This window comes from Spirosoma sp., from assembly GCF_048594605.1.
Taxonomy (GTDB): domain Bacteria; phylum Bacteroidota; class Bacteroidia; order Cytophagales; family Spirosomataceae; genus Spirosoma.
This window is the reverse complement of sequence record NZ_JBMDWV010000210.1, coordinates 1-22,284: the sequence shown is the minus strand read 5'-3', so window position 1 is coordinate 22,284 and position 22,284 is coordinate 1. Positions and strand designations below refer to the sequence as shown.

The following is a 22,284-nucleotide window of genomic DNA, read 5'->3' as shown; positions in this document are numbered from 1 at the left end:
CCATGTCGTTTGTTCTGACGACATAGGGCCTTTCAATTAGTTGTTTCTATAAACGAGCTACGTTTTAAAAACTGAATCGTGCACCGAGCTGAATCTGGAATGGATCGCCCGACGGCGCAACCGCACCCGAGTTGTTCACCCGGTAATTGTAGCGTGGAACAGAAGCCGTGAAGCCAGGTAAAGCAGCATTGCTACCGCTGGCTGGAACGCCCAGCGCATACAGCGCCTGCGTACCCAGCGACAGGTTTGTTCCCCGGTTGCGGTTCAGCAGGTTGGCGAAGTTGAATACGTCGGCTGATATTTCAAGAGCGTAGGTTTTGCCAAACCGGAACCGCTTCAGCGCCCGGATGTCAAGTACACCGTAGAAACCGTTGATACCACCATTACGCTCAGCAATCCGGCCCGAATAGGCGTTGATGTAGTTTTTCAGGCTCTGGCTGGCTTCGGGATTGTCGAGCAGCGTTTGCAGACCCGTCCGGACGTTGGCTGGTGTCTCCGGGTTATTGCGGTCGAAAATAAAGGCCAGGTCGTTCGTCGTAACGAAGTCGCCGTTGGTGTTCGCCCCGGAAGTCAATGAATAGCGCGTACCACCGATACCCGTGAAGCGAGCCCCCAGCGTAATGCCGAAGAAGGAGGGCAACGTTCCGTAAACGACTACCTTGTTGCGGAAATGGTTATCAGAATACGTGATGGCGCTCAGGTTGCGTGGGTCATCTTTCACGTACTGCACCAGCGTGGCTGTGTTCGCTACGTTCCCGTTGAAAGACGTATTGTCGCGGGTATCGTTCCAGGTATAGCTGGCCGTAATTTCGCCGTCACGGAAATACTGCCAGGTAGCATCGGCCACAACCGCGAACTGGTTCACCTTGCCTTCGCTGTTCAACTCCAGTACCCGACCCAGTTTCTGACTGATGCGGCCCAGTTGCCAGTCGCCCACGCCACTCGTCGGCATCGACGCCAGCGGTACGTAAACGCCCCGGTTATCCTCGTTGGGCAATCGGAAGAAAGGCTCGGCCCGCATGTTTCGCTCAACGTAGGTGTAATTGTTACGTCCAAACGACATATACCCCGCCAAACCCACTTTCAATCGGTCGGTCAGGAAGCGTGAGTACGATACGTTAGCCTTGTAGAGCGTTGGTACTTTAGCGTTCGGCCCGGTCATGTTGATGGTCGGTACCTGAAACTGCGCCAGTGTTGGAATGCTGTTGTAATCCTGCCGATAAGCCGCAAAATTTGGCGTTGGTACGTTGGCGCCCCGCACGTCGACGGTGGCAAAATGCTTGCCGTCGAAGGTCAGGTTATTGATAAGCATGTAGTTGTTGATGTCCGATGCAAACACCCCGGCCCCCAGGCGGATAAACGTGCGGTGTTCGTTGTTGACATCCCAGTTGAACTGAATACGTGGTTGCGGAATAAACGTCTTGATCTGGTTATCGGTACGTAGTTTGAGTTCATCGAACACCAGTTGATTAAACTGCGCTTTTGGGTAAATCGCGTAGTCGACGCGCAGCCCGGCGGTCATTTCCAGTCCCGGTGTCAGGTGCGTGTTCAATTGGCCATACGCGCCCAGATTGAAGATGCTGCCATAAACCGTTGGATCGGCTACGAGCGGCACTTCCCGGTAATACCGGTAAGGTTGCAGGTTGTTGAAATTGTCCAGCGCAGGGATGGTCGTTACGACTCCATTGTTGGTTACGGTGCTTTCGTTGTAATGAAACCGGCCGTTTACCTCGCTACCGTACAGCGATTTGGCGTGGGTGTACATCAGGTCGACACCGAATGTATACTGCACTTTGTCGGTGTTGTAGTAGAAGTTATCGACCAGTTGCAGCACGTTGTTGGTAAAACCTTCCTGCGCGAAGCGGTGGCCACCCATCTGAATATTGGTCGACAGGGTTCCGCCCTCAATGGTCGAGCGTACCGTTTCCACGATGTTACGTGGAATGTTGGCCGCCGGTAGCTGATCGCCAGGGCCGCTTTTCTGATACGTATACAGGTGCTGCAGCTTTAGTTCATTCGTAACCTTGGGCGAAAACGTCGTGCGGAGCGTAGCCAGTAAACTGTTGTCGATGTTATAGTCGTTGCCGTACGATTCGTAAATGTTAATGGCCGTATTGTCGGCCAGGCCGAGCTTGTTGCGGTCGTTGGTGTAGTTGTCCCGGATGGTCAGCAGGTTGTTGGGATTAATCTGCCAGTCGAGCCGAACAAAGCCAGCATCGGTTCCCCGGTTCTTGGGGAACGTACCAAACTGCTGCGTATTGGCCACACCGTATTTGCTACGGGCAATATCGACAAACCGATTGAGCGTTGTGTTGGTCACGTTGAACCGGCGCTCATCGAGGGGAGTCCGAATGTCGGCAATAATAAGCGGGCGCGAATCCTGCTGATGGTCCCACACCACGAAGTAGTGCAGTTTGTCTTTGATAATCGGACCGCCCAGCGAAAAACCAAACTGGTTGGTTGAGAACGGTACGTTGCGCTCATTTCCCCGGATATCGTACTTGCTCGACAGCCAGTTGGCGCGGGTGTAGTTGAATACGCTGCCTGTCAGTTTGTTGGTACCGGCTTTGGTTACGGCACTCACCAGACCGCCCCCGGCCCGGCCGTATACTACGTCGTACTGGTTGGTAATCACCTTGAATTCGCGGACGGCTTCAATTGAAATCGAATACGGTGCTCCGCTTCGGCTCGTTGTCGATCCGGCCGACGTTGGGTTTTTGGCGTTCATCCCGTCGATAGTGTAGTTGGTTGAGGAACCAAGCTGTCCTGACAGGCTCCCGCTGTTGTTGGTGAGGGGCGACAGGTTAATGAGCTGCGTAAAATTCCGGCCGTTGACGGGTAGCGATACCAGCGTTTTGGCGTTGATGGCCGTAGCGGCTCCTAAGTTGTCGGTTTTGTTTTTCAGGCCGGACGCTACTACCTGCACCACTTCGAGCGATTGGTCGGCTTCCTGCATCGTCAGGTCGATCCGAATGGCATCGCCCTGGTTGACCATATAGCCGCTCCGTTTTTGCTCACCGTATCCGATAAACGTAATGCGAACAGTGTACGGACCACCTAGCGGAATCTCTTTGAAGGAGTATTCACCTTTAACATTGGTTACCGTACCCGTCGTAAAACCCGTCGATTCATTCCGAATCTGAACCGTAGCGCCGGGTAGCGGAGCTTTCTCTTTGGCAGAGATAACTCCCGAAATAGAAGCTTGTGTTGTTTGCGCGTTTGCGTGTCCAGTAAAGAAACAGACAGCAACAAACACCCATAAGATCAAACGTATTGATTGGTTCATGCGATAAAGCAGTAAAATTTCCTGCCGCAAAGAGAGTACAACTACTCGAATCTACTGTTAACGAATTGTTATCAGTTTGTGATCTTTATTGTACTTTAACAAGTATTTTAAGGGGTATTGGCTAAAATTGATGATATGAATATTATTTTATTGTGAAAAATTTCCTTGAAAAAAACATATTTTCTTACATAAGCATAAATTGCTGGTAACCTGCTGATTACAAATGCGCCCGTTCTTTGCGTAAACCAACCCATACGTTATATGAACCGTCGGGACGTAGTTAAGCGCGTAAGCGCCGGACTTGTAACGCTTTCAGCTAGTCAGTTAAATACAGCGCAGGCAGCAGTCTTCCCAAGGCAACGAGCGCTACGTATCGCTCACCTGACCGATGTTCACATGCAACCTTTAGTTGGCGCGGCTAAAGGATTTGAAAAATGCCTGCACCACGTCCAGAATTTAGCCGACAAACCCGATCTGATCATTAACGGTGGTGATGCCATCATGGAAGCGCACGGCCGGGGACAGAACAGCGTTCGTCGGCAGTGGCACATGTTTCAACGAGTTCTTAAGAGTGAAAACGGATTACCAATTCTGAGTTGCGTCGGTAATCATGATATCTGGTGTCGGCAGGAAACACATACTGCTTTTCAGGACGGTCGGAAATGGGCAATGGATGAATTACAGATGACCAACCAATACTATAGCCTCACGCAGAACGGCTGGCACGTTGTGGTGTTGGACAGCTTACAGCCGAAAGCCGATGGAGGCTGGTACACGGCTCATCTGGATGAAGACCAATTTCACTGGCTCGAAGCCGACTTGAAAAGCACACCGGCCGAAACACCAATCCTGATTGTCTCCCACGTACCGATTCTGGCCGCCTGTGTGTTTTTCGATGGGCATCGTTTTTCGGGCGATCAATGGAACGTACCGTCGCGCTGGATGCACAGTGATACGGTACGAATCACCAAATTGTTCCACCAGTACCCAAACGTAAAAGCCGCCATCAGTGGTCATATTCACCTGGTTGATCGGGTCGATTACAATGGAATTTCATACTTCTGCAACGGGGCGGTCAGTGGCGCCTGGTGGTTCGGAAAATACCAGCATACGGCCGCTGGTTATGGACTGATTGACCTGTTCGCCGATGGAACCATGCAAAATCAGTACGTTAATTACTGATGGAACAAACGACAATTTCGTGGGTCTGTTTGCTGGGCGCTGGCGTGTGTCAGGCGGCCTGGACGTACTCGCTAAAATTTATGCGCATAGTCGATATCAAAGCGCTACGTTGGCACACGTTCTATAAACCCGATGGAGGGTTGTTGGCGATTGCTCCGTGGGTCGGCTATATTTTATTTGGTGCAATCAATTCCATTCTTCTGGCAATGGCTATGCGTACCATTGCTACGTCAACGGCCTTCGCTGTCTGGATGGCTTTGTCCCTGATTGCCATCAAAGCTGTTGATATTTTCTGGCTGAAACAGGGCTGGTCTTACGCCGAACTCTTTTTCACACTGTTGATAACGATAGGTATCATAGGGCTCAAAATGCGTGTTTCGAGCTAAGTTTGTAGAACCCGCATTAACGCTAAATTAACATGTCTGCTACGTTCATAGCAGAGACGTAACATCACCGTTACATTCAGGTAAAATCAGGTTTGTTGCTTTGTAGAAACGTTTCTACTAACTGAATCATGCAATTGAACAAACTTTTCCTGTCTGCAACAACGGCGTTTTCGGTGATGGCACTGAGTGCCTGCCAGGACCACCGCGACCCGAATAGTCCGGTCATTACGTTACAGAATCGATCCGTAACGCCCGTACTCGCCAAAGTGTTGCCGGGCGCTGCCAATGGACGGCTTGCGGCTGACGGCCTTAAACTTTATTCCCTGCTGAGCAGTGACGACAAACTAGAACAGTCGCCGAATTACGTCTTTGGCGGATCTGCCGATGGTGCCGGTATTTTTCAGAATCCGGATGGGAACTACACCGTCCTGGTCAATAACGAAGACAACTTTGCCGTGTCGCGCATTACGCTCGATAAAACATTTAAGCCCGTCAAAGGCGAATATATCCTGAATTCAGATGGTGGCACCTGGCGCCTTTGCTCGGCTACACTCGCTACGCCCGTTGAACATGGATTTGGCCCGGTATTTTTAACCTCCGGCGAAAGTGGTCAGGAATCGCGGACACATGCGCTGCAGGTTGATGCTGATCCACAGCAGGCGGCTATCTCACGTGAAGTATCTGCCCTGGGTAGGTGGAGCGCTGAAAATGCGGTTCCGCTACCTAAATCGGCTTATCCTGGAAAAACAGTTATTGTGATCGGCGACGACGATTCCGACGCGAATGGGGGGCAGGTTGCTCTGTATCTGGCCAATACGGTGGGCGATTTAGATAACGGATCTCTATATATGCTTAAGCGGGCAGATGGCAACCAGAAGGAAATGGACATGACGACTGGCACTAAATATGATGTCGAATTTGTGAAGATTGAGAACCAGAAAACGCTGACTGGGGCGCAGATCAACGCGAAAGTCAACGAGCTGAAAGGCATCAAGTTCGGTCGGGTAGAAGACGTGGATTACCGGAAAGGAAATGGCGCGAACGGCCGCGAAGTGTTTTTTGCTGTAACAGGCCAGAACAATACGGGGGTAAATGCCGACTACTCGCGTTCGAAATATGGCCGTATTTACCGGCTCACGCTGGACGCTAACGACCCAACGAAAGGTAAACTGGAAGTGGTACTCAATGGCGACGACCGGAACGGACCAGCCAAAACCTTCCAGGACCCGGACAACATCTGCGTGACGACGAACTACGCTTACATCATGGAAGACCCGAATGGATACGGCGACGAAAAACACGATGCTTACGTCTATCAGTACAATCTGAGTTCGGGCGTTCTGACGCCGATTCTGGAGCTGGACCACCGCCGAAACGAAGCCGATGCTGCCAAATACAACGTCGGCGGTACGTCGGAACTGGGCTCCTGGGAAAGCAGCGGTATGATCGACGTATCGGACGTAACGGGTCGCCCCAATACGTTCATGCTGGGGATTCAGCCGCACACCTGGCGTGGCCCCCAATACCAGGGTGTTGATGGCGGGTCGGTACGTAAGTCGGAAAACCAGGCCAGCCAACTGATCCTGATTGAAGGATTACCCCGTTAACCACTCACCATTCATAAACAACTGCCTGACCGGAACAGTACCCGGTCAGGCTTTCCTGTTTGTTTCACATGATTCCACCGGCACTTGATACGTCCCCAAAACAGACGTTTCCACTACGTACCGTCCTGTTAGGTATACTCGCCCTGCTTACTGCCATTGGATTGTATGCTTTGCTACGTCCAAAACCAACGCCTATGGAAGTCGTCAAAGGGCATTTCATGCAGGACATCACCGATCTGGATTCGGCAGTTAGCCAGCTACAACGGGCTATAACTTTACCGCAATCGAGTCCGAACATTCAGGCCGCTTTCCGACGAGCACGGCTGGCGTACAAGCGGGTTGAGTTTCTGTCGGCCTACTACAGCCCTGAAACAACCAAAGCCCTCAACGGGCCCAACATTCCGGAAGTAGACGATGATTTGCGGGTAAACGCGCCCGAAGGATTTCAGGTGCTGGAAGAGCTACTGTTCCCTGCGTTTGACATAGCTACAAAAGCCGAAGCCGTGCAACACGCTGCCGTCCTGCGGTCGAATGTTAACCGACTCCGGAAAATTTCAGAAAGCAACGTAGCGACGGATAGTCATATTTTCGATGCCATGCGGCTGGAGGTATTTCGCATCGTTACGTTGGGGATTACGGGTTTTGATTCGCCGGTTGCCTTCTATTCGCTGCCTGAAGCTGTTAGTGCTCTCGAAAGTCTGCAACAGCAACTCGCTACGTATCCCCTGGCCGATCATGATTCTGAATTAGCGCAGCGTATTGATCAGACGTTTTCAGAGGCTCAAACAGACTTGCGTTCAGCCCGTAATTTCGATGCATTTGACCGACTGTCGTTCATCAAACATCGGGCAAACGTATTGAGCGGGTTGTTGCTGGATGCGCAAAAGACCTTGGCTATTCCGGCTTTCGCTGAAAGTCGGCTGTTACGTCCGTCGGCGCGAACCCTGACGGACACGGATGCATTTGACCCGAATTACTTTGTCAACGTTAGTGAGCAACGGTCTACGCCGGAGCGGGTTGTGTTGGGTAAGATGCTTTTTTTTGATCCGGTTCTGTCAGGAAATTCGGGGCGTACCTGTGCTACGTGTCATCAGCCTGAACGTGCCTTTACGGACGGCGAATCAAAAAGTCTGGCCATCGGTTTCAAAGGTCGTCGGACCTTCCGTAATGCGCCAACCTTGCTGAACGCAGCCCTGCAGGCGACGCAGTTTGCCGATTCGCGGGTTGTTTTTCTGGAGGATCAGGCCAGCGACGTTATTCAGAACACCGACGAAATGCACGGATCGCTGCCGGAAGCCGTGAAGGCGTTGCAACAAAACGCTACGTATCGAGCGTTGTTCGACAAATCATACAAAGAAGGCGTAACGGAGCATTCGCTTAAAAATGCCGTGGCCAGCTACATTCGCTCATTGGTCAGCCTTGACTCACGCGTGGACCAGCATCTGCGTGGGCAGGACGTAGCACTGACAGCCGAGGAGAAGCAGGGTTTCAATGTATTTATGGGGAAAGGCAAGTGCGCCACCTGTCATTTCTTTCCGTTGTTCAACGGCACCGTACCGCCCGCTTTTCAGGAAACCGAAAGTGAAGTGCTCGGAACGCCCGCTACCAGAGAAGAGAAGCAGGTCGATTCGGACGTTGGTAAGTTTATCCTGACCAAACGTGAACCGCATCGCTACGCCTTCAAAACGCCAACGATACGTCATGTCGCCAGAACAGCACCCTACATGCATAATGGTGTTTATCAGACGCTGGACGACGTAGTAGAATTTTACAACAAAGGAGGTGGCAATGGTTTGGGTTTCAATCTGGATAATCAGACATTACCCTTTGATCAGTTGAATCTGACCGTTCCGGAGAAGAAAGCGCTGGTTGCTTTTATGAAAGCGTTATAAACCTCCTGATACGTAGTATAGAAACAGTCGGGCCGATGGACCTCCATACGCCCGACTGTTTCTACGAAATTTTACTTTAAAGGAGTTGGCAACGTAACGAAATAAATACGATTCAAATCAACCTTGCCGGTAGATGGCAGAATCTTGGCCGTGAAACCGTTCTGGCCGTTATCGACAACGCCAAAATCATCGTCGTTGGCAATAGCCAGCCGGTTCGATCCGAGAATGGCAATCCCTTCGGCTTTGTCATGTGGATAGACGGGTGAAATGTTGGTGAGTAAATCGAATACCAGCGTTTTTGTCACTGGCACAATTCCCGCCGATTGCAAACCTGCTTTGTCTTTGAGCTGCTCCACCGTTAAACCGTTGAAAAGCTTACCGCCGTCACTGTTCGCCGGATCAGAAATTTCTGTTGCGCCAGCCAGATCGAATTTATAGATACGCTTGAACGTAGCAGGCTTGGCCGGGTTTCCACCGTAATCGCCGTCACGCTCCAGCGCCAGGAAGGTTGTATTTGTAATGGCGGCTACTTCACTGCATCCAGTCAGACTGGCGTTTTCCATCAGATAGACGTATTGTTTCGTAGCACCCGTGGCGATGTCGAATGTCAATACACGTAGCACCGTTGAGCCCGATACGGCTGTCGAAGACGGATTATACAGCGGGGATTGCATCAGGCCAACCAGTGTTTTTCCATCCGGCGTAATGGTTAACCCTTCCATGCCCCGGTTGGGCCGACGCCGGGCCAGTACTCTGGGCAACGTACGTCCGCCCGTGCCGGAACCGAATGGGTTGATACGTTCCATGGTTTTACCCGTAGCGTCGAAATGTACGATGTGCGGACCGTATTCATCGCTCACCCAAAACGAGCCATCGGCTGCTAAAACCAGCCCTTCCGAATCGAGCCCGTCCGCATTTGGGGAAATCGTTTTACCGGCTAAATCCAGCGCAATTTCACCTGTATTTCCCTGACCGATTGGATTCGGCAGACCCGTTAATAATTGGCCTGCTGCGTTTTTAAGCAAGATGGTTTCTAACAACACCAACTGATTGCCAACCACCCGGAACTTACCAATTTGTGGGGTGAAATCTGCTTTGCCGAAGATGATGGAATTAGCGGCAGATCCGGCAGCATTTGGTCCCCGGTCGGTGAGCAGGTAGAAGATTTCGGGATCGTTCGGATCGGCGACAATGGCTGAACCAAAACCGCCATTATTGATTACGGTGCCATTGGGCGAAATAGCTAATACCTTCGGATTAGTGGCCTCTGCAAAGGAAGAGTAAGAAACTGTTGGCAGCAGATGGTCGGCACAGGCTGTCAGGAGTGAGCCTCCTACAAGCACGGAGAAAAAAGTACAATAATTTGGTAAAGAGAATCGATTCATAGTCAGAGGGATAATTTTGTTTAAGTCACAAAACTATAGTCCCTGTATTACCTGAATATGATTGATTAAGCTGAGCTATTAAGCCCACATTAAGGTGTTGTTAAATAATCAGGACGTAGTGTGCAGGGAGGTTGTCAGCAGCGAATGATAGAGTTGTTTCGTTCTATGTCTGAACGGGCCTACACCGATTCGGTATTGAATCATACATTATGAATAGTCGAAACAGAATCACCGTGTTGACAGATTTTTAGGACCTGTCAACACGGTGACTCTGTTTCCAAAGAAGCGGAGGTGTCTGTAAAGCATACGTAGTATCGACAGTCAGGAGAATACGTATTCCTTTTACACCTTAGAAAGAATAGACTTTGAGTTTATATAAAACCGCCCAGTCCATCCGTATTTGATCCACTTTTGAGGGTTAGTTGCCGAACATTACCCAGCTTCTTCAGTTGTGGCGATACGTAACGTTTCGCTTTGTGCGCTTTCGATTCAGTCTGTTTAGTCATGTGTTTTAGTGTAAGAATGTAAAATGAACAGTAAGCAATCAGATCAATCTTTAAAACCTTGCACCCATTGCAGAATTTCTCAGATTCTGCAATGGGTGGTCAAGCCACCCTCAGTTATATTCTGCAGAAGCTGGTAAATTAATACCTGCCTACTTTGAAAAAATTTACTTAATCTGAAAAACGAAAAGTATTGCTGGTCTTAGGTCTTATCGCTTTAACCAGCATTGCCACAAGTATGGATTTCACCTTCTGGAGCGCGAATATAATAAGTGTATATATTTTTATATACCCGTTATATAAATATAGTTACTAAATGGTTTTTTTAGGACGGATGTATATATCATTCTTCAGGGACGCACTATGCTAATGAGCCTTGTTGCAAAATCTATTCAAAAATTTTATGCAGGCTATTGATACGTAGCAAGCACACAATTGACTTGTGGAAATTGACTCCACAGTCATTAGTAAGTAATTAAGGAATAAACGATAAGTCTGAGCAGGTGGAGTGAGCAGGAGATGGAGTAGCACTAACAGATTTCTTCAACCAAAATCCTGCCGGATTGTAATGCCTGCAAGACGGCCCTGGCAAAAGCAACTTTGTCTGATTTGCGGTAATTTTCCTGTTTTAAAGCTCCCGAGGGTGGCGTAAACGTCTGACTTACCCGCTGACAGGTTACCCAGAGTTTGGGATTCATTTTGATTTTATACTGCCTGATGGGCGTATCATCCCCAAACCAAAGGTTGATAATATTGCTTACTGGCACTTTTAATACCAGTCCCATATTCACGCTACAGATTATTGATCAACTTTCACAGACGTCTACTACTCAACATTCATACACTAATGTGCTGCCGGATACGATCTAAGTATTCAATGGCGAACCGGCGAATATCTTCGCTATCGATGCGGCCCGTTAATCGCCCAAAATGATCGTAGAGCTTCGTTCTGTCGGTTAATACGTCATAAATACCGCAGGGCGTCAGGTCATTGTCTTCGTAGCCCCAGAATAAAAAATCATTGGCTTCAATGAGTGCATCAAACCCGATACCATGCATTGTATTCTGTTGACTAAAAACAGCGATGAAGCGCATAATTAAAGTGCGGATTGTGTTGACAAAGGTAGGTCTTACAGGCAGGATTAGCGGTTAACCCATTGTTAAATGGACGGTCTGGTGAGCCATAGAATAACGTAACGATTTGATAATATCCAAAGGGAGAATTCGGCTACCCAAACGGGTTAATATAGCAATCAGGATTTATAACTATTTCTATGTTAGGTCATTGGGTAAATGAATTTATGAACTTATTGGCCGGCAACAGCCGCTATATTACGTACTCCCGGAAGCGAAAATTGCTGTTTCTTTTTGGGGTAACGTTTTTTTTTATGTTGCCTTTTCTCATACGTTATTTGAGCGATTAACGTAGCAAACCTATTCCAGAAACTGAATGGTTCATTCATCAAAAAGGCCGACGCAATGCGTCGGCCTTTTTGATGTGCAGTTACTTATAAAAGAGAACTAGCGATCATAATTGGCATTCTGCGGATCGAAATTTGTCCAGCCTGCCGTCCAGTTTTCTGTATTGAAAGCACCACGATAAGGAGCTGCCGTAAAGAATGAATCCGCAATCTTGCCACCCGTAGCCGCATTCGTTGCAACAAGCAGGGGCGAGGTAGCCTGTGGCAGGAAGTTTGGTGCGGTCAGGCTGAAGTTCTGCGCATTCAGCAACAGCGACGTAATGTCGGTACCGATGATCTGGTTTTTGCGCGAGGCCGTGTTGAAATACGCCTGAGCAGCCGCCGTCGTTACGTCGCCAATGCCGCGAACAACGGTTGTCGAATTGGGAATTTCCGAGTTGCCAAAAACAATTCCCTGCAATTCGATACTACCATTATTGATATTCGCCAACGTACCGTCGGCTGTACCTTCCAGGCGTAAACCTTCCGGGAAGCCTGTAAAGACCGAGTTATAAATGCTGATTTTCGTATTCCGACGAACGTGCATAGCCGCCCGGTACGCTCCCGAACCGCCTGCCGTGTTGGCACTGCTCGGTACGCCAGGGTTGAACGCGAAGGCGCTAAAATTGGCAAATACAGGAGCCGTGTAGGGCAAACCAGCCGTAACGGGTACACCCGGATCGAAGTTATCCGACTCAAATGCTTCAGAACCCGATTGGTCAGCTACATTCGGATCACGAAGTGCTACGCCAAACTGTACTTTACCACTGTAGCCATAATCGGTATCGAAATCATCATCGAATGTGCGGTGAGCAACCAGGTATTTGGCGTTAACTGTGCCGCCGAACCATTCAAAGGCATCGTCACCACTGTAAGAAACCTGTACGTGATCGATGGTTGTCCCTGAACCTACCTGGTAGAAGGTCAGGCCGTTAATTTCACTATTCGGCGTAGCCGATAAAGCCACACCGGGAAATTCAATCCGAACGTATTGCAACGTACCGGAATTGTCGTCAGCCACATTCAAGTTTGAATCAAACGTTCCCCGAATGCCACCTTCAAACGCGCGCGAGGTACCCTGGTTCGTCGGTGCCCGACCAATCAGCACAACGCCACCCCAGTCGCCATATTTACGCGATCCGGCTGCTTGAGAAGACGTGAAAATGATCGGTGCCTGCGCCGTGCCTTTAGCTTCCAGACGCGATCCCCGTTCAATGATCAGTGTGCCCGCATGGTTCTGATTTTCAGGGTCCTGGCTCTGATTGTATCCCCGAATAACCGTACCCGGTTGAATGGTCAATACAGCGTTATTCGATACGTAAACGTATCCTTTCAGAGCATAAATTTTGTCGGCTGTCAGCGTTTGATTGGCCGTAATGGAATTTGCCAATGTGATTACCTCGCGGTTCGATATTGTAAAATTAGCACTGCTCGGACTCTGAACCGTAGTGCCGCCCGAAGTAAGCGAAATTGCTCCGTTCTGGGCATTGGCAGGAACAACAACGGTTAAGGACGTTGTGCTGGCTCCCGTAACCTGAGCGGTGGCATTACCACCGAAAACGACGGTATTGCTGGCCGGAGTTGCGTTGAAGCTTGTTCCGGTAATGACGATGGAGGCACCGACGGGTGCTTGCGTGGGACTGATACTTGTGATAGAGAGTGGATCGGGAGCTGGCGTATCTTCGTTCTTACAGGCTGAGATCGCTACGGTTAGCCCGGTTGCTACCAGCAGGAGGTACTGAAATCGCTTGGTAATTTGCATAAAGTGATTGGTTTGACTGATTTATTATTCGTTGAGCACTTACTTTTTCCTATGGGACAATAACCCGACGTCCGAAGGTGTACACACCCGTTAGCGTTACGTATTGGCCGCGACGGAATTTGAGATAATCCTGATCGGCAGTGGCGCTACGCGACGTAACATCGGAACCAATTTTGCGGTCGCCGTTGAAATCCTGGGAGAAACGGAAAGGCGCGTTGAAAATGTCCTGTATACCCAGGCGCACTTCAAATTGCTGTTTGAAGGTCTTGCTGACGTTGAAGTCTACTACGTGCCGGGGCATCTCGTACGTTGTCGGATCTTCTACGTTACCCACCAGGAAGATGCGTGGTCCTGCTACGTTATAAAGCAGGTTGTACTGCCAGCCCGACGTTGGATTCGAATAGTATAAGCCCAGGTTGATAAGGTAAGGCGACTGATTGGCCAGTGCCCGGTTCCGGTCTGTACTGTTGCCAAAACGCTCGATGTTTCCGCTGGGGCCGGTTGCTTCGATAACATCACCCGTCGTGACGCGGCTGTTGATGTACGACGCATTCCCGACGATCTGAAGATTCTGGAGGAACGTACTGCCTGATTTGGCAAACCCTTTTCTGAACTCAAGTTCTACACCGTAATTCCGGGCCGAAAGTGCATTGGTAAACGTGAACGTAAACGCGCCGGGAATAGGAATCAGGAACGATTCGATAGGGTCCGTAAAGCTCTTATAAAAACCCGTGATCGAAATCAGCTCATTCGGAGTGGGGTAAAATTCATACTTCGCGTCGAAGTTCTGAATCCTGGCCGTCTTCAAGCCTGTGTTTCCCTGAACTTCAATCTGACGGGCGAAATCATAATACCGGAATGGGGCTAATTCCCGCAATTCAGGCCGATTGACCGTAGCGGAGTAAGCAAAACGTAAATTATGCCGATCGGTTAGTTTATAGGTAAAGTTGACCGAAGGCAGTGGGCTGAAGATGTTATTATCGACCAGGGGCGTAACAGCCTGGGTTAAGCGTAGTGTCTGGTTGTAGAACTCACCCCGGAAACCAAGTGTCAGGTTAGCCCGTGATCCGAAATTAACATCGCCCGATACGTACGCAGCGGCATAGGTCGTCTTGCCATTATAAGAGTCGTTGGCAACAGTTCCATCCAGTAAGCTGAAACTTCCTTCCCGGCCGGTTACGTTTGCGGGCGCAAAAGCCTGGTCAACGCTCAAACCGCTGATGTTGTTGATTAAACCAATCCGCTCATACCCATAAAAGCGAGCCGAGAAATCACGATTCCGGCGTTCTCCGTAAAAACCAGCGCGAATCCGGTTTGGCTCACGGTCGGTCGGATTGCCAAAAGTGTGTTCGAAGTTACCAATCAGTGAACCTACCTGTTCATTCAGCGTCGAGTAGAAGCGACCGACGTTGAGCGGGTTCGGCTGAACCGGAACATTGAGCCGGAAGGGTTCAGGCTGACCGTCAGCTCCCGTTGCACCAACCGGACGGGTGTACTGAGCCCGCTTCCAGTCGGGTTCCCAACGCCCTGAATAGCCGTAGCTGGCAATCCAGTTGACCTTTGTCAGCTCTCCCAGGGAATGCTCTCCCGAAACCTGACTGTTCAGAATACTACGGTTCTCAAAGCGCTCCGAATAACTCCGTACATCAACGCCATCAATAACGTAGCTTCCGTTTCTGACAACGGTTTCCGTCGAACCTAACTGGTTAAACATCGTTTTCCACTCCAGCGTAAACGTAGGCGAGAACCGGAACGTCCAGTTGTGCAAAATGCCTAAACGGGTGTTCTGAGCATACGTAGCGTCGTTATATTCCTGCTGAACGTCGTTGGCAGTTGTGTTCTCGTATAGTTTTAGGTTAACATCCGAAAATTGATTGGTCAGCGCGTAGTTGATGCTGGTCAGGTTACTCACCCGTACGTTACCCAGTTCAAAACGCCGACCCGTATTGATCGCTACCCGTACATCAGGAGCCACATTTATATTTTTCAAGGCCCAGTTATTGGGTAGCAATCGTGCGTAAGACGACCGGCGCACAGGGCTTAAGGCATTGAATTCACTCGCTCTGGATGGAAAACTGGTGGGCAGCTGCTGCTTGGCATCCCACAAACCGAGCAGGCTCTGGCTCCCGCGCGAATGCGATTGTACGTTCTGAAATGTCGTATTGGCCCGGTAGCCGACCGTAACGCCAACGTCCGTAAAGTTTTGCTCAGGCCGACGTTTCGTGTAAATTTTGATTACCCCACCGGCGAAGTCGCCGGGTAGTTCAGCCGATCCCGATTTGTAAACGATCATCCGATCGAGGATGTTACTAGGGACAATATCAAAGGAGAACGAGCGGGATTCAACTTCCGTAGAGGGCGCGATGACGTCGTTGATCAGTACGTTGTTGTAACGAGTGCCAAGTCCACGTATGAGCACGAATCGGTTTTCGACAATACTGACGCCTGGTACCCGGCGGATAGCCGCTGCCGCATCCCGGTCCTGCGACTTTTGAATCTGTTGGGCTGAAATACCGACCGCAATCGGCTTCATCTGCTTAATTTCGGTAATAACGGCGATCTCCGTATTGGTTGACTTATTCGCTCGGACGACTACCTCACTGAGGGCTTTCCCTTCAACCAGTAATTCCGTTTCGACAACGGTCGTATTGCCTGACTCAACGCGAACGTTTGGAATTTCCTTGGTCTGATACGATATGTAGGAAATGATAATTTTCTGGCTGCCTGCTGGTACGTTCGCAATCGTGAAATTACCTTCTACGTCGGTCGTGACGCCCAGTTGTGTGCCATCGATTCGGACGGTGCAGCCAATAAGAGCCTCTTTAGTCTGGCCATCGCGGACATTCCCCCGGATCGTACCGAGCGGCCCTTCAGCCTTTGCCTGCAGCGTTGAATAGATAAATAAAAAGATGAGAAGAAGTATGTTCTTATTCATACAGATAGTTTGTGTGTCGCTTTCGCTTCGCAAAACTATCGGCCTAATATTACCCCAAGATTACGCCAGTGTTATCAAATCTTAACGTGTTTTTAATACAAAACAGCTTGTTGTTTATTTGTCCTGTTCGCTTACTCGTTGGTAATAATATTGCTTTATAAACAGCTGATATATAGCGGTTTAAATATTTGCTTATTGTTATGGGCAAAAGTTGGGTGTTAACAAAAGCTTATTTCGGGCAGACTATTTTTTCTGCTTATGCTTGCCAGTACGTAGCCGTTATTTTAAAGAAAGGAATTTAGTCATGACGCCATACGAAGCCTCTTTAAGAAAAAAACTTACCCAGGCTATTACGCTCAATAGTGCCCTGTCGAAATGGAGAACCGTAACTGGCTACGATTCTGTGTCTGAAGAATCAATTTTGCAGACACTCATTCAACAGATCGAAGCCGTTAATCAACAATTCGACAATCAGCTGCAGCAATACCAGGCGCTTTCCGAAAGACGGCACCACTTAGCGGCTGAATCGGATGATTGCGTTAAAAAGATAACATGTCGCTTGTGGGAAGACATTGGTTCTCAATTCAGGGGCGGAACGGTGGCGAACGATCTTCTTAAAATCCTTTGCCAGAAAATTCTCCGCTTCCCGCTTCCCGGTTTCCCTGTGTCCAAGCGGAATCCGCTGCAGTACAAAACGGTACGTCTCTACGAAGATTCGTTTGCGCTCCTGGGTCAGTATTTCGGCTGGCTGATCGACTTGTTGTCCGTGGTCAATTTTGACCCCGTTCGCCCTCCTCACTGTCTGGATGAGCTGAGAAATCGAGCCGCTCAATTCAATACGTTATCGCAGCAGCTAATGCAGGAGGCAGAAGAGCTCAGAAATCTGCAATTAAAACAGGATCAGCTATACAAACAGCTTAATCAGGCCATGCGAATAGCCAAAGGGCGACTGGTCGTCTACAAACGGGAAATTCAGCCTGTTACAGATTTGCTTATCAAACGTTCAGCTTTTTGACGTTTTGAAAGCTTATGGCTATGGCTTCCAGAGGAGGCACTTTACAAACGTCCTGTTCAACGTAGTAATGTTGAATACCTGCGATCTTACGGGCGTCCAGAATCCGCTGGAAATCAATTGAACCCGTACCGACAGGGGCAAATGTACGGTCAGGGCTTTTTTCCATATCCTTCATATGGACAATCGGGAAGCGACCCGGACTTTTTTTGAACAGCGCCACCGGGTCCTGACCCGCTTTGGTCGACCAGTAGAGATCCAGTTCCAGTTTAACCAGGTTCTGGTCTGTTTCTTTCAAAATCAGGTCGTACGGAACCTGCCCCTCCAGCGGCTCGAACTCAAAGTCGTGATTATGATGCATGAATTGGATGCCCGCTTTCTTACAAACCTCACCTGACTTATTAAAGAGTTCAGCTATCTTTTTATAGTCATCAATTGTTTTGCGCTCATTAGGTGCCAGATACGCGCAGCCCATAAACGACTGACCCGCTTCAGCCGCCTGATCAACGGTCTTGCTCCAGTCGGTTTTCATGGCGCTCGTCATGTGTAAGCTACTGGGCGCACTCAGCCCCATTCCACTCAAAAAGGCCTTGAACTCCTTGGGCGTTTTACCGTAAAAACTACCGGTTTCTATTTCCGTATAGCCAATCTGGGCTATTTTTCGGAGTGTCCCTTCTACGTCTTTACTGATTTCGTTACGTACCGTATAAAGCTGTAATCCAACGTTTTTTATCGGTTTCGCAAAGGCATTTATGCTGTTTACGAAGGGCAGACCGAGCGCCAGGGCGCTGGTTTTCAAAAAATCTTTGCGGGAAAGGGAACGTAACGATGCCATGCTAAGTAAGAAATAATCAGGTTTCAGTAAACGGCTACAGACGCCGGTTCAGCGAACGTAATAGCGTACTAGAAATAAAAAAAAGAATCAATTCTACTGCTGGAGATCTGCACTTAACGTAGCTCTAGCGCTTCCATCGATACAGATAAGGCGCTTTGTTGGCGGCACCTGTAAACTTCTTTTCCAGGCGTTCCAGTACGTTCAGATCCAGGATTTTTTTCTGAAAATTATTCCGGGCGAAGGGCTTGTCAAAAATGGCTTCGTAGAGTTCCTGTACTTCTTTCATCGTAAACGTATCGGGAAGCAGGTTGAAGGCAATCAGTTTCTGGTCAAGATTCAGCCGAAGCGTTTCAAGGGCTTGTGCTATCATCTCGTTGTGGTCCATAATCATAGTGGGTAAATGCCTGATCGGGTACCAGTCGATGGACTCATCAATACCGTTTTTTTGGGGAATAACTTTATTGATGTCCACCAGGGCGTAATAACCAATGGACACAAAGCGTCGGGTAATCCATTCCAGTTCTTTTTGGTTGAATCGTTTATCGCCTAGTTTGTCCTCATTGAGCTGGAGAATTCGTTCCAGAAACGAACTATTGCTTCGTCTGGCCTCACCGAATATTCTGAATTGTTCGAGATAAATGTCCCGAATACCTGTTCGCTCTTCCAGAATCCGTCGCGCTGCCTGATCAATACCCTCCTCCTGAAAAATAAAGCCACTCGGAAGCGCCCAGAAATCACCCCGAAAAGCAAGCTTTGGGACTAATACCTTCAGTTGCTTTTCCTGATAACCAAAAATGATGCAGTCAATCGAAAGCTGCTGAATATAATCCTGTTCACTTGGCGAATGCATAACGTAGTGGATAGGGGTTCGTAAGAGATCAAGATGTAAACGTAAAGAATCCTGACAGCCAATGGCGATAAAGTTTTACCGATCCTGTTGGTAAGCGCTTAAATAAATTTCTGAATAGCATTTCTGCCCTCATTACGTCATTTAAGCGATTTTCGGGGAATGGTACTACAAAAGTATAGAATTGCATAAAATTTATTGTCTAAATTTTAGACAATAAATTTTGTTCTTCTTTATCTTTGCTCAAACGCGTAAAAGTTTTAATCAAAATGCGAGAAAACTCCTTTAGCATCAGCCTATTGGCTTTAGGTTTATTGCTCTTATGTCAATCCGTGTCGGCGCAGCTAACCAAACGTAACGTACTGGTATTTAGCAAAACGGTCGCATTCCGGCATCAGTCCATTGAAGCGGGTAAAACAGCCCTTGCCAAAATGGCCAGCGAAAAAGGATTTGGGGTCAGCTTTACCGAAGATGCATCGCAGTTTAGCGACGCCAACCTGAAAAAATTCAATGCCGTCGTATTCCTCAACACAACAGGTGATGTTCTCAACGCTGAGCAGCAAACGGCGTTTGAACGCTACATTCAGGCGGGCGGGGGCTATGTGGGAATCCATTCGGCTACAGATACCGAGTACGAGTGGCCCTGGTACGGCAAACTGGCAGGCGCTTATTTTCTGGATCACCCCATGCCCAACAATGTGCAGAAAGGTAAATTTATCGTTACGCTCAAAAATCACTGGGCCACGCAGGGAATGCCCGACGAGTTTGAGCGGAGCGACGAGTTTTACAGCTTCAAGGATATTTCTCCAAAAATTAACGTAGTGGTGAAGATCGATGAGAAAAGCTACGTTGGTGGCAAGAATCCCGATTTTCATCCCATGAGCTGGTATCAGGAGTATGACGGAGGACGGGCTTTTTACACGGCTATGGGCCATACGGACGAATCGTTCGCGGAACCACTTGTGCTGAATCACCTGTGGGCCGGAATCAATTACGTAACCGGGGGCGATGCGCCGAAACCGCTGAATTATGCCAAAGCCCGGCCCGAAGAAAACCGATTCACTAAAGTGGTTTTGCAGGAAAAACTGGATGAGCCGATGGAGTTGAGCGTGCTGGGCGATGGCCGGATTCTGTTCATTCAGCGTAAAGGCGAAGTTCGGCTTTACAACACCAAAACAAAGGAACTGAAAACCATCGCGAAGATTCCGGTCAACATCAAATACGTCAGTAAGGAAGGCAAAGAATCGATGGGCGAAGATGGACTACTAGGCCTGAGCAAAGACCCAAATTTTGCCCAGAACCATTGGATTTACCTGTACTATTCGGACCCGAACGAATCCAAAAACATACTGACGCGCTACGAACTACGCGGTGACGAACTGGTCATGGATTCTAAAAAGGTGCTTCTGGACGTAGCAACCCAGCGCGAAGAATGCTGCCATACGGGCGGCTCCATTGCCTGGGATCGGCAGGGCAATCTGTATCTCTCAACGGGCGACAACACCAATCCGCACGGTTCCAACGGTTACAGTCCCAGCGATGAACGGCCCGGACGTAGCGCCTGGGATGCGCAAAAGTCATCGGCCAACACCAACGACCTGCGGGGCAAAATCATTCGGATCAAACCCCAGCCCGACGGTACGTATACGGTTCCGGATGGCAACCTGTTTCCTAAAGGCACTGAAAAGACCCGCCCGGAAATTTACACGATGGGCCACCGCAACCCGTTTCGCATTTCGGTTGACCCCAAAACGGGTTATCTCTATTGGGGAGAAGTTGGCCCTGACGCGGCCAAACCCGATCCAAATCGGGGCGCTGCCGGACACGACGAAGTAGGACAGGCGCGGAAAGCCGGAAACTTCGGCTGGCCGCATTTTGTGGGCGACAATAAAGCGTATAACAAATATGACTTTGCCGCCGAAAAATCTGGAGAGAAATGGGATGTTAATGCCCCGACTAATACGTCGCCCAACAATACAGGCCTGAACGTACTTCCTCCGGCCCAGAAAGCCTTTATCTGGTATCCATACGATGGTTCCCCTGAGTTTCCGCTGGTAGGTGCAGGAGGACGTAACGCAATGGCAGGTCCGGTATTTTATGCCGACGATTTCAAAAATGCGCCCCACGCTTTCCCGAATTACTACGATGGCAAGCTCATTACGTACGACTGGATGCGCGGCTGGGTTATGGCCGTAACGATGGATAAGGAAGGCAATTATCAGTCGATGGAGCGGTTTATGCCGAGCTACAAATTCAGCAATCCGATGGACATGGAATTTGCCGACAACGGCGACCTGTATATGCTCGAATACGGCTCCGGCTGGTTCACGGCCAACGACGACGCCCGGCTGATACGTATTGAATACAACGGGGGCAACCGCAAACCCCAACTTCAGCTGGCAACTACCAAAATGGGTGGCTCGGCTCCGTTTAACCTGAAAGCGTCTGCCAAAGAAACCCTTGATGCCGATGGTGATGCGCTAACCTATTCCTGGAAGATCACTTCAAAAAATGGCTATACCAAGCTCGTAAATACGCCTGACATCAACGTAACACTTCCCAAAACCGGCGTTTACAAAGCTACCGTTACGGTTAACGATGGCAAAGGCGGTATTGCTTCCCAATCGATGGACATTACGGTGGGCAACGAACCGCCCGTGCTGAGTGTAGAATTACCCGGCGGCAATAAGTCGTTTTTCACGCCCAATAAACCGTTCCGCTACGACATAAAAGTAAGCGATAAAGAAGACGGTACGCTCGGCAAAGGCATCGATCCGGAGCGGGTAGCGGTCAATATCGATTATCTGGCAGAAGGTTTCGATCAGGTGGCTATTGCGCAGGGGCACCGCTCCGCCGACGCGACTGCGCTCTTTGCGGGTGGTAAAAAACTGGTCGAAGGAAGCGATTGTAAGGCGTGCCACAGCATTAATAAAAAATCGATTGGGCCCGCTTACATGGACGTAGCAAAAAAATACAAAGGTGACAATTCGGCGCTGGAGCGGCTAACGAAGAAAGTCATTGCTGGTGGCAGTGGCGTCTGGGGCGAAACCGCTATGGCCGCTCACCCGCAGTTGTCTACGGCCGACGCAGCCGAGATGGTCAAGTACATTCTGAACGTATCGAGCGAAGCCGCCAGCACCACTACGTTACCCGTCAAGGGAAGCTACACCGCCAACATACCAGCGGGCGATA

At 49.4% G+C, this 22,284-nt stretch carries 15 protein-coding genes; 6 read left to right on the top strand and 9 right to left on the bottom strand.

Translation table 11 applies throughout. The features are described 5' to 3' along the window. Window positions 1–64: 64 nt before the first annotated feature. Window positions 65–3,286 carry a carboxypeptidase regulatory-like domain-containing protein gene (locus ACOJS8_RS13120; protein ID WP_420148994.1) on the bottom strand — a complete coding sequence of 1,074 codons (3,222 nt, stop codon included), beginning with the start codon at window positions 3,284–3,286 and terminating at the stop codon, window positions 65–67. A gap of 261 nt (window positions 3,287–3,547) precedes the next feature. Between ACOJS8_RS13120 and ACOJS8_RS13115 the strand changes: the two genes are divergently transcribed. The 4 genes from ACOJS8_RS13115 to ACOJS8_RS13100 all read left to right on the top strand — a co-directional run bounded on the left by ACOJS8_RS13115 (window position 3,548) and on the right by ACOJS8_RS13100 (window position 8,353). Beyond that, window positions 3,548–4,468 (top strand): metallophosphoesterase family protein, encoded by a 921-nt coding sequence (locus tag ACOJS8_RS13115; protein ID WP_420148993.1) that lies wholly within the window; start codon window positions 3,548–3,550, stop codon window positions 4,466–4,468. Continuing rightward, entirely contained in the window at window positions 4,468–4,854 is a 387-nt protein-coding gene (locus ACOJS8_RS13110; RefSeq protein WP_420148992.1) for a DMT family transporter, read from the top strand. Before ACOJS8_RS13115 ends, ACOJS8_RS13110 begins: the two co-directional genes overlap by 1 nt. Before the next feature lie 128 nt (window positions 4,855–4,982). After that, entirely contained in the window at window positions 4,983–6,461 is a 1,479-nt protein-coding gene (locus ACOJS8_RS13105) for an alkaline phosphatase PhoX (RefSeq protein ID WP_420148991.1), read from the top strand. A 68-nt stretch (window positions 6,462–6,529) separates the two neighbouring features. Further along, window positions 6,530–8,353 carry a cytochrome c peroxidase gene (locus tag ACOJS8_RS13100; RefSeq protein ID WP_420148990.1) on the top strand — a complete coding sequence of 608 codons (1,824 nt, stop codon included), beginning with the start codon at window positions 6,530–6,532 and terminating at the stop codon, window positions 8,351–8,353. A gap of 71 nt (window positions 8,354–8,424) precedes the next feature. Here ACOJS8_RS13100 and ACOJS8_RS13095 read toward each other — a convergent pair whose 3' ends face one another. The 6 genes from ACOJS8_RS13095 to ACOJS8_RS13070 all read right to left on the bottom strand — a co-directional run bounded on the left by ACOJS8_RS13095 (window position 8,425) and on the right by ACOJS8_RS13070 (window position 16,398). After that, window positions 8,425–9,738, bottom strand: a complete 1,314-nt coding sequence (locus ACOJS8_RS13095; RefSeq protein ID WP_420148989.1) for an esterase-like activity of phytase family protein — start codon at window positions 9,736–9,738, stop codon at window positions 8,425–8,427. 371 nt (window positions 9,739–10,109) lie between these two features. Continuing rightward, window positions 10,110–10,244: a hypothetical protein gene (locus ACOJS8_RS13090; protein ID WP_420148988.1), complete on the bottom strand. Its 135-nt coding sequence runs from the start codon at window positions 10,242–10,244 to the stop codon at window positions 10,110–10,112. Between the two features lie 527 nt (window positions 10,245–10,771). Then, complete coding sequence (locus ACOJS8_RS13085; RefSeq protein WP_420148987.1) at window positions 10,772–11,026, bottom strand: hypothetical protein; 255 nt, start codon at window positions 11,024–11,026, stop codon at window positions 10,772–10,774. A gap of 52 nt (window positions 11,027–11,078) precedes the next feature. Then, window positions 11,079–11,336 (bottom strand): hypothetical protein, encoded by a 258-nt coding sequence (locus tag ACOJS8_RS13080; RefSeq protein WP_420148986.1) that lies wholly within the window; start codon window positions 11,334–11,336, stop codon window positions 11,079–11,081. A 426-nt stretch (window positions 11,337–11,762) separates the two neighbouring features. Continuing rightward, window positions 11,763–13,463, bottom strand: a complete 1,701-nt coding sequence (locus ACOJS8_RS13075) for an IPT/TIG domain-containing protein (RefSeq protein ID WP_420148985.1) — start codon at window positions 13,461–13,463, stop codon at window positions 11,763–11,765. 49 nt (window positions 13,464–13,512) lie between these two features. Beyond that, window positions 13,513–16,398, bottom strand: coding sequence for a TonB-dependent receptor domain-containing protein (locus tag ACOJS8_RS13070; protein ID WP_420148984.1), 2,886 nt, complete (start codon window positions 16,396–16,398; stop codon window positions 13,513–13,515). A 304-nt stretch (window positions 16,399–16,702) separates the two neighbouring features. On the opposite strand from ACOJS8_RS13070, the gene ACOJS8_RS13065 reads away from it, so the two are divergent. Then, window positions 16,703–17,413 carry a hypothetical protein gene (locus ACOJS8_RS13065; RefSeq protein ID WP_420148983.1) on the top strand — a complete coding sequence of 237 codons (711 nt, stop codon included), beginning with the start codon at window positions 16,703–16,705 and terminating at the stop codon, window positions 17,411–17,413. Here the strand turns inward: ACOJS8_RS13065 and ACOJS8_RS13060 are convergent. Then, entirely contained in the window at window positions 17,394–18,245 is an 852-nt protein-coding gene (locus tag ACOJS8_RS13060; RefSeq protein ID WP_420148982.1) for a sugar phosphate isomerase/epimerase family protein, read from the bottom strand. The genes ACOJS8_RS13065 and ACOJS8_RS13060 overlap by 20 nt on opposite strands. A 124-nt stretch (window positions 18,246–18,369) precedes the next feature. Then, window positions 18,370–19,095 (bottom strand): NUDIX hydrolase, encoded by a 726-nt coding sequence (locus tag ACOJS8_RS13055; RefSeq protein WP_420148981.1) that lies wholly within the window; start codon window positions 19,093–19,095, stop codon window positions 18,370–18,372. A 266-nt stretch (window positions 19,096–19,361) separates the two neighbouring features. On the opposite strand from ACOJS8_RS13055, the gene ACOJS8_RS13050 reads away from it, so the two are divergent. Further along, window positions 19,362–22,284, top strand: a 2,923-nt coding sequence (locus tag ACOJS8_RS13050) for a ThuA domain-containing protein (RefSeq protein WP_420148980.1), incomplete at its 3' end; no start/stop codon positions are given.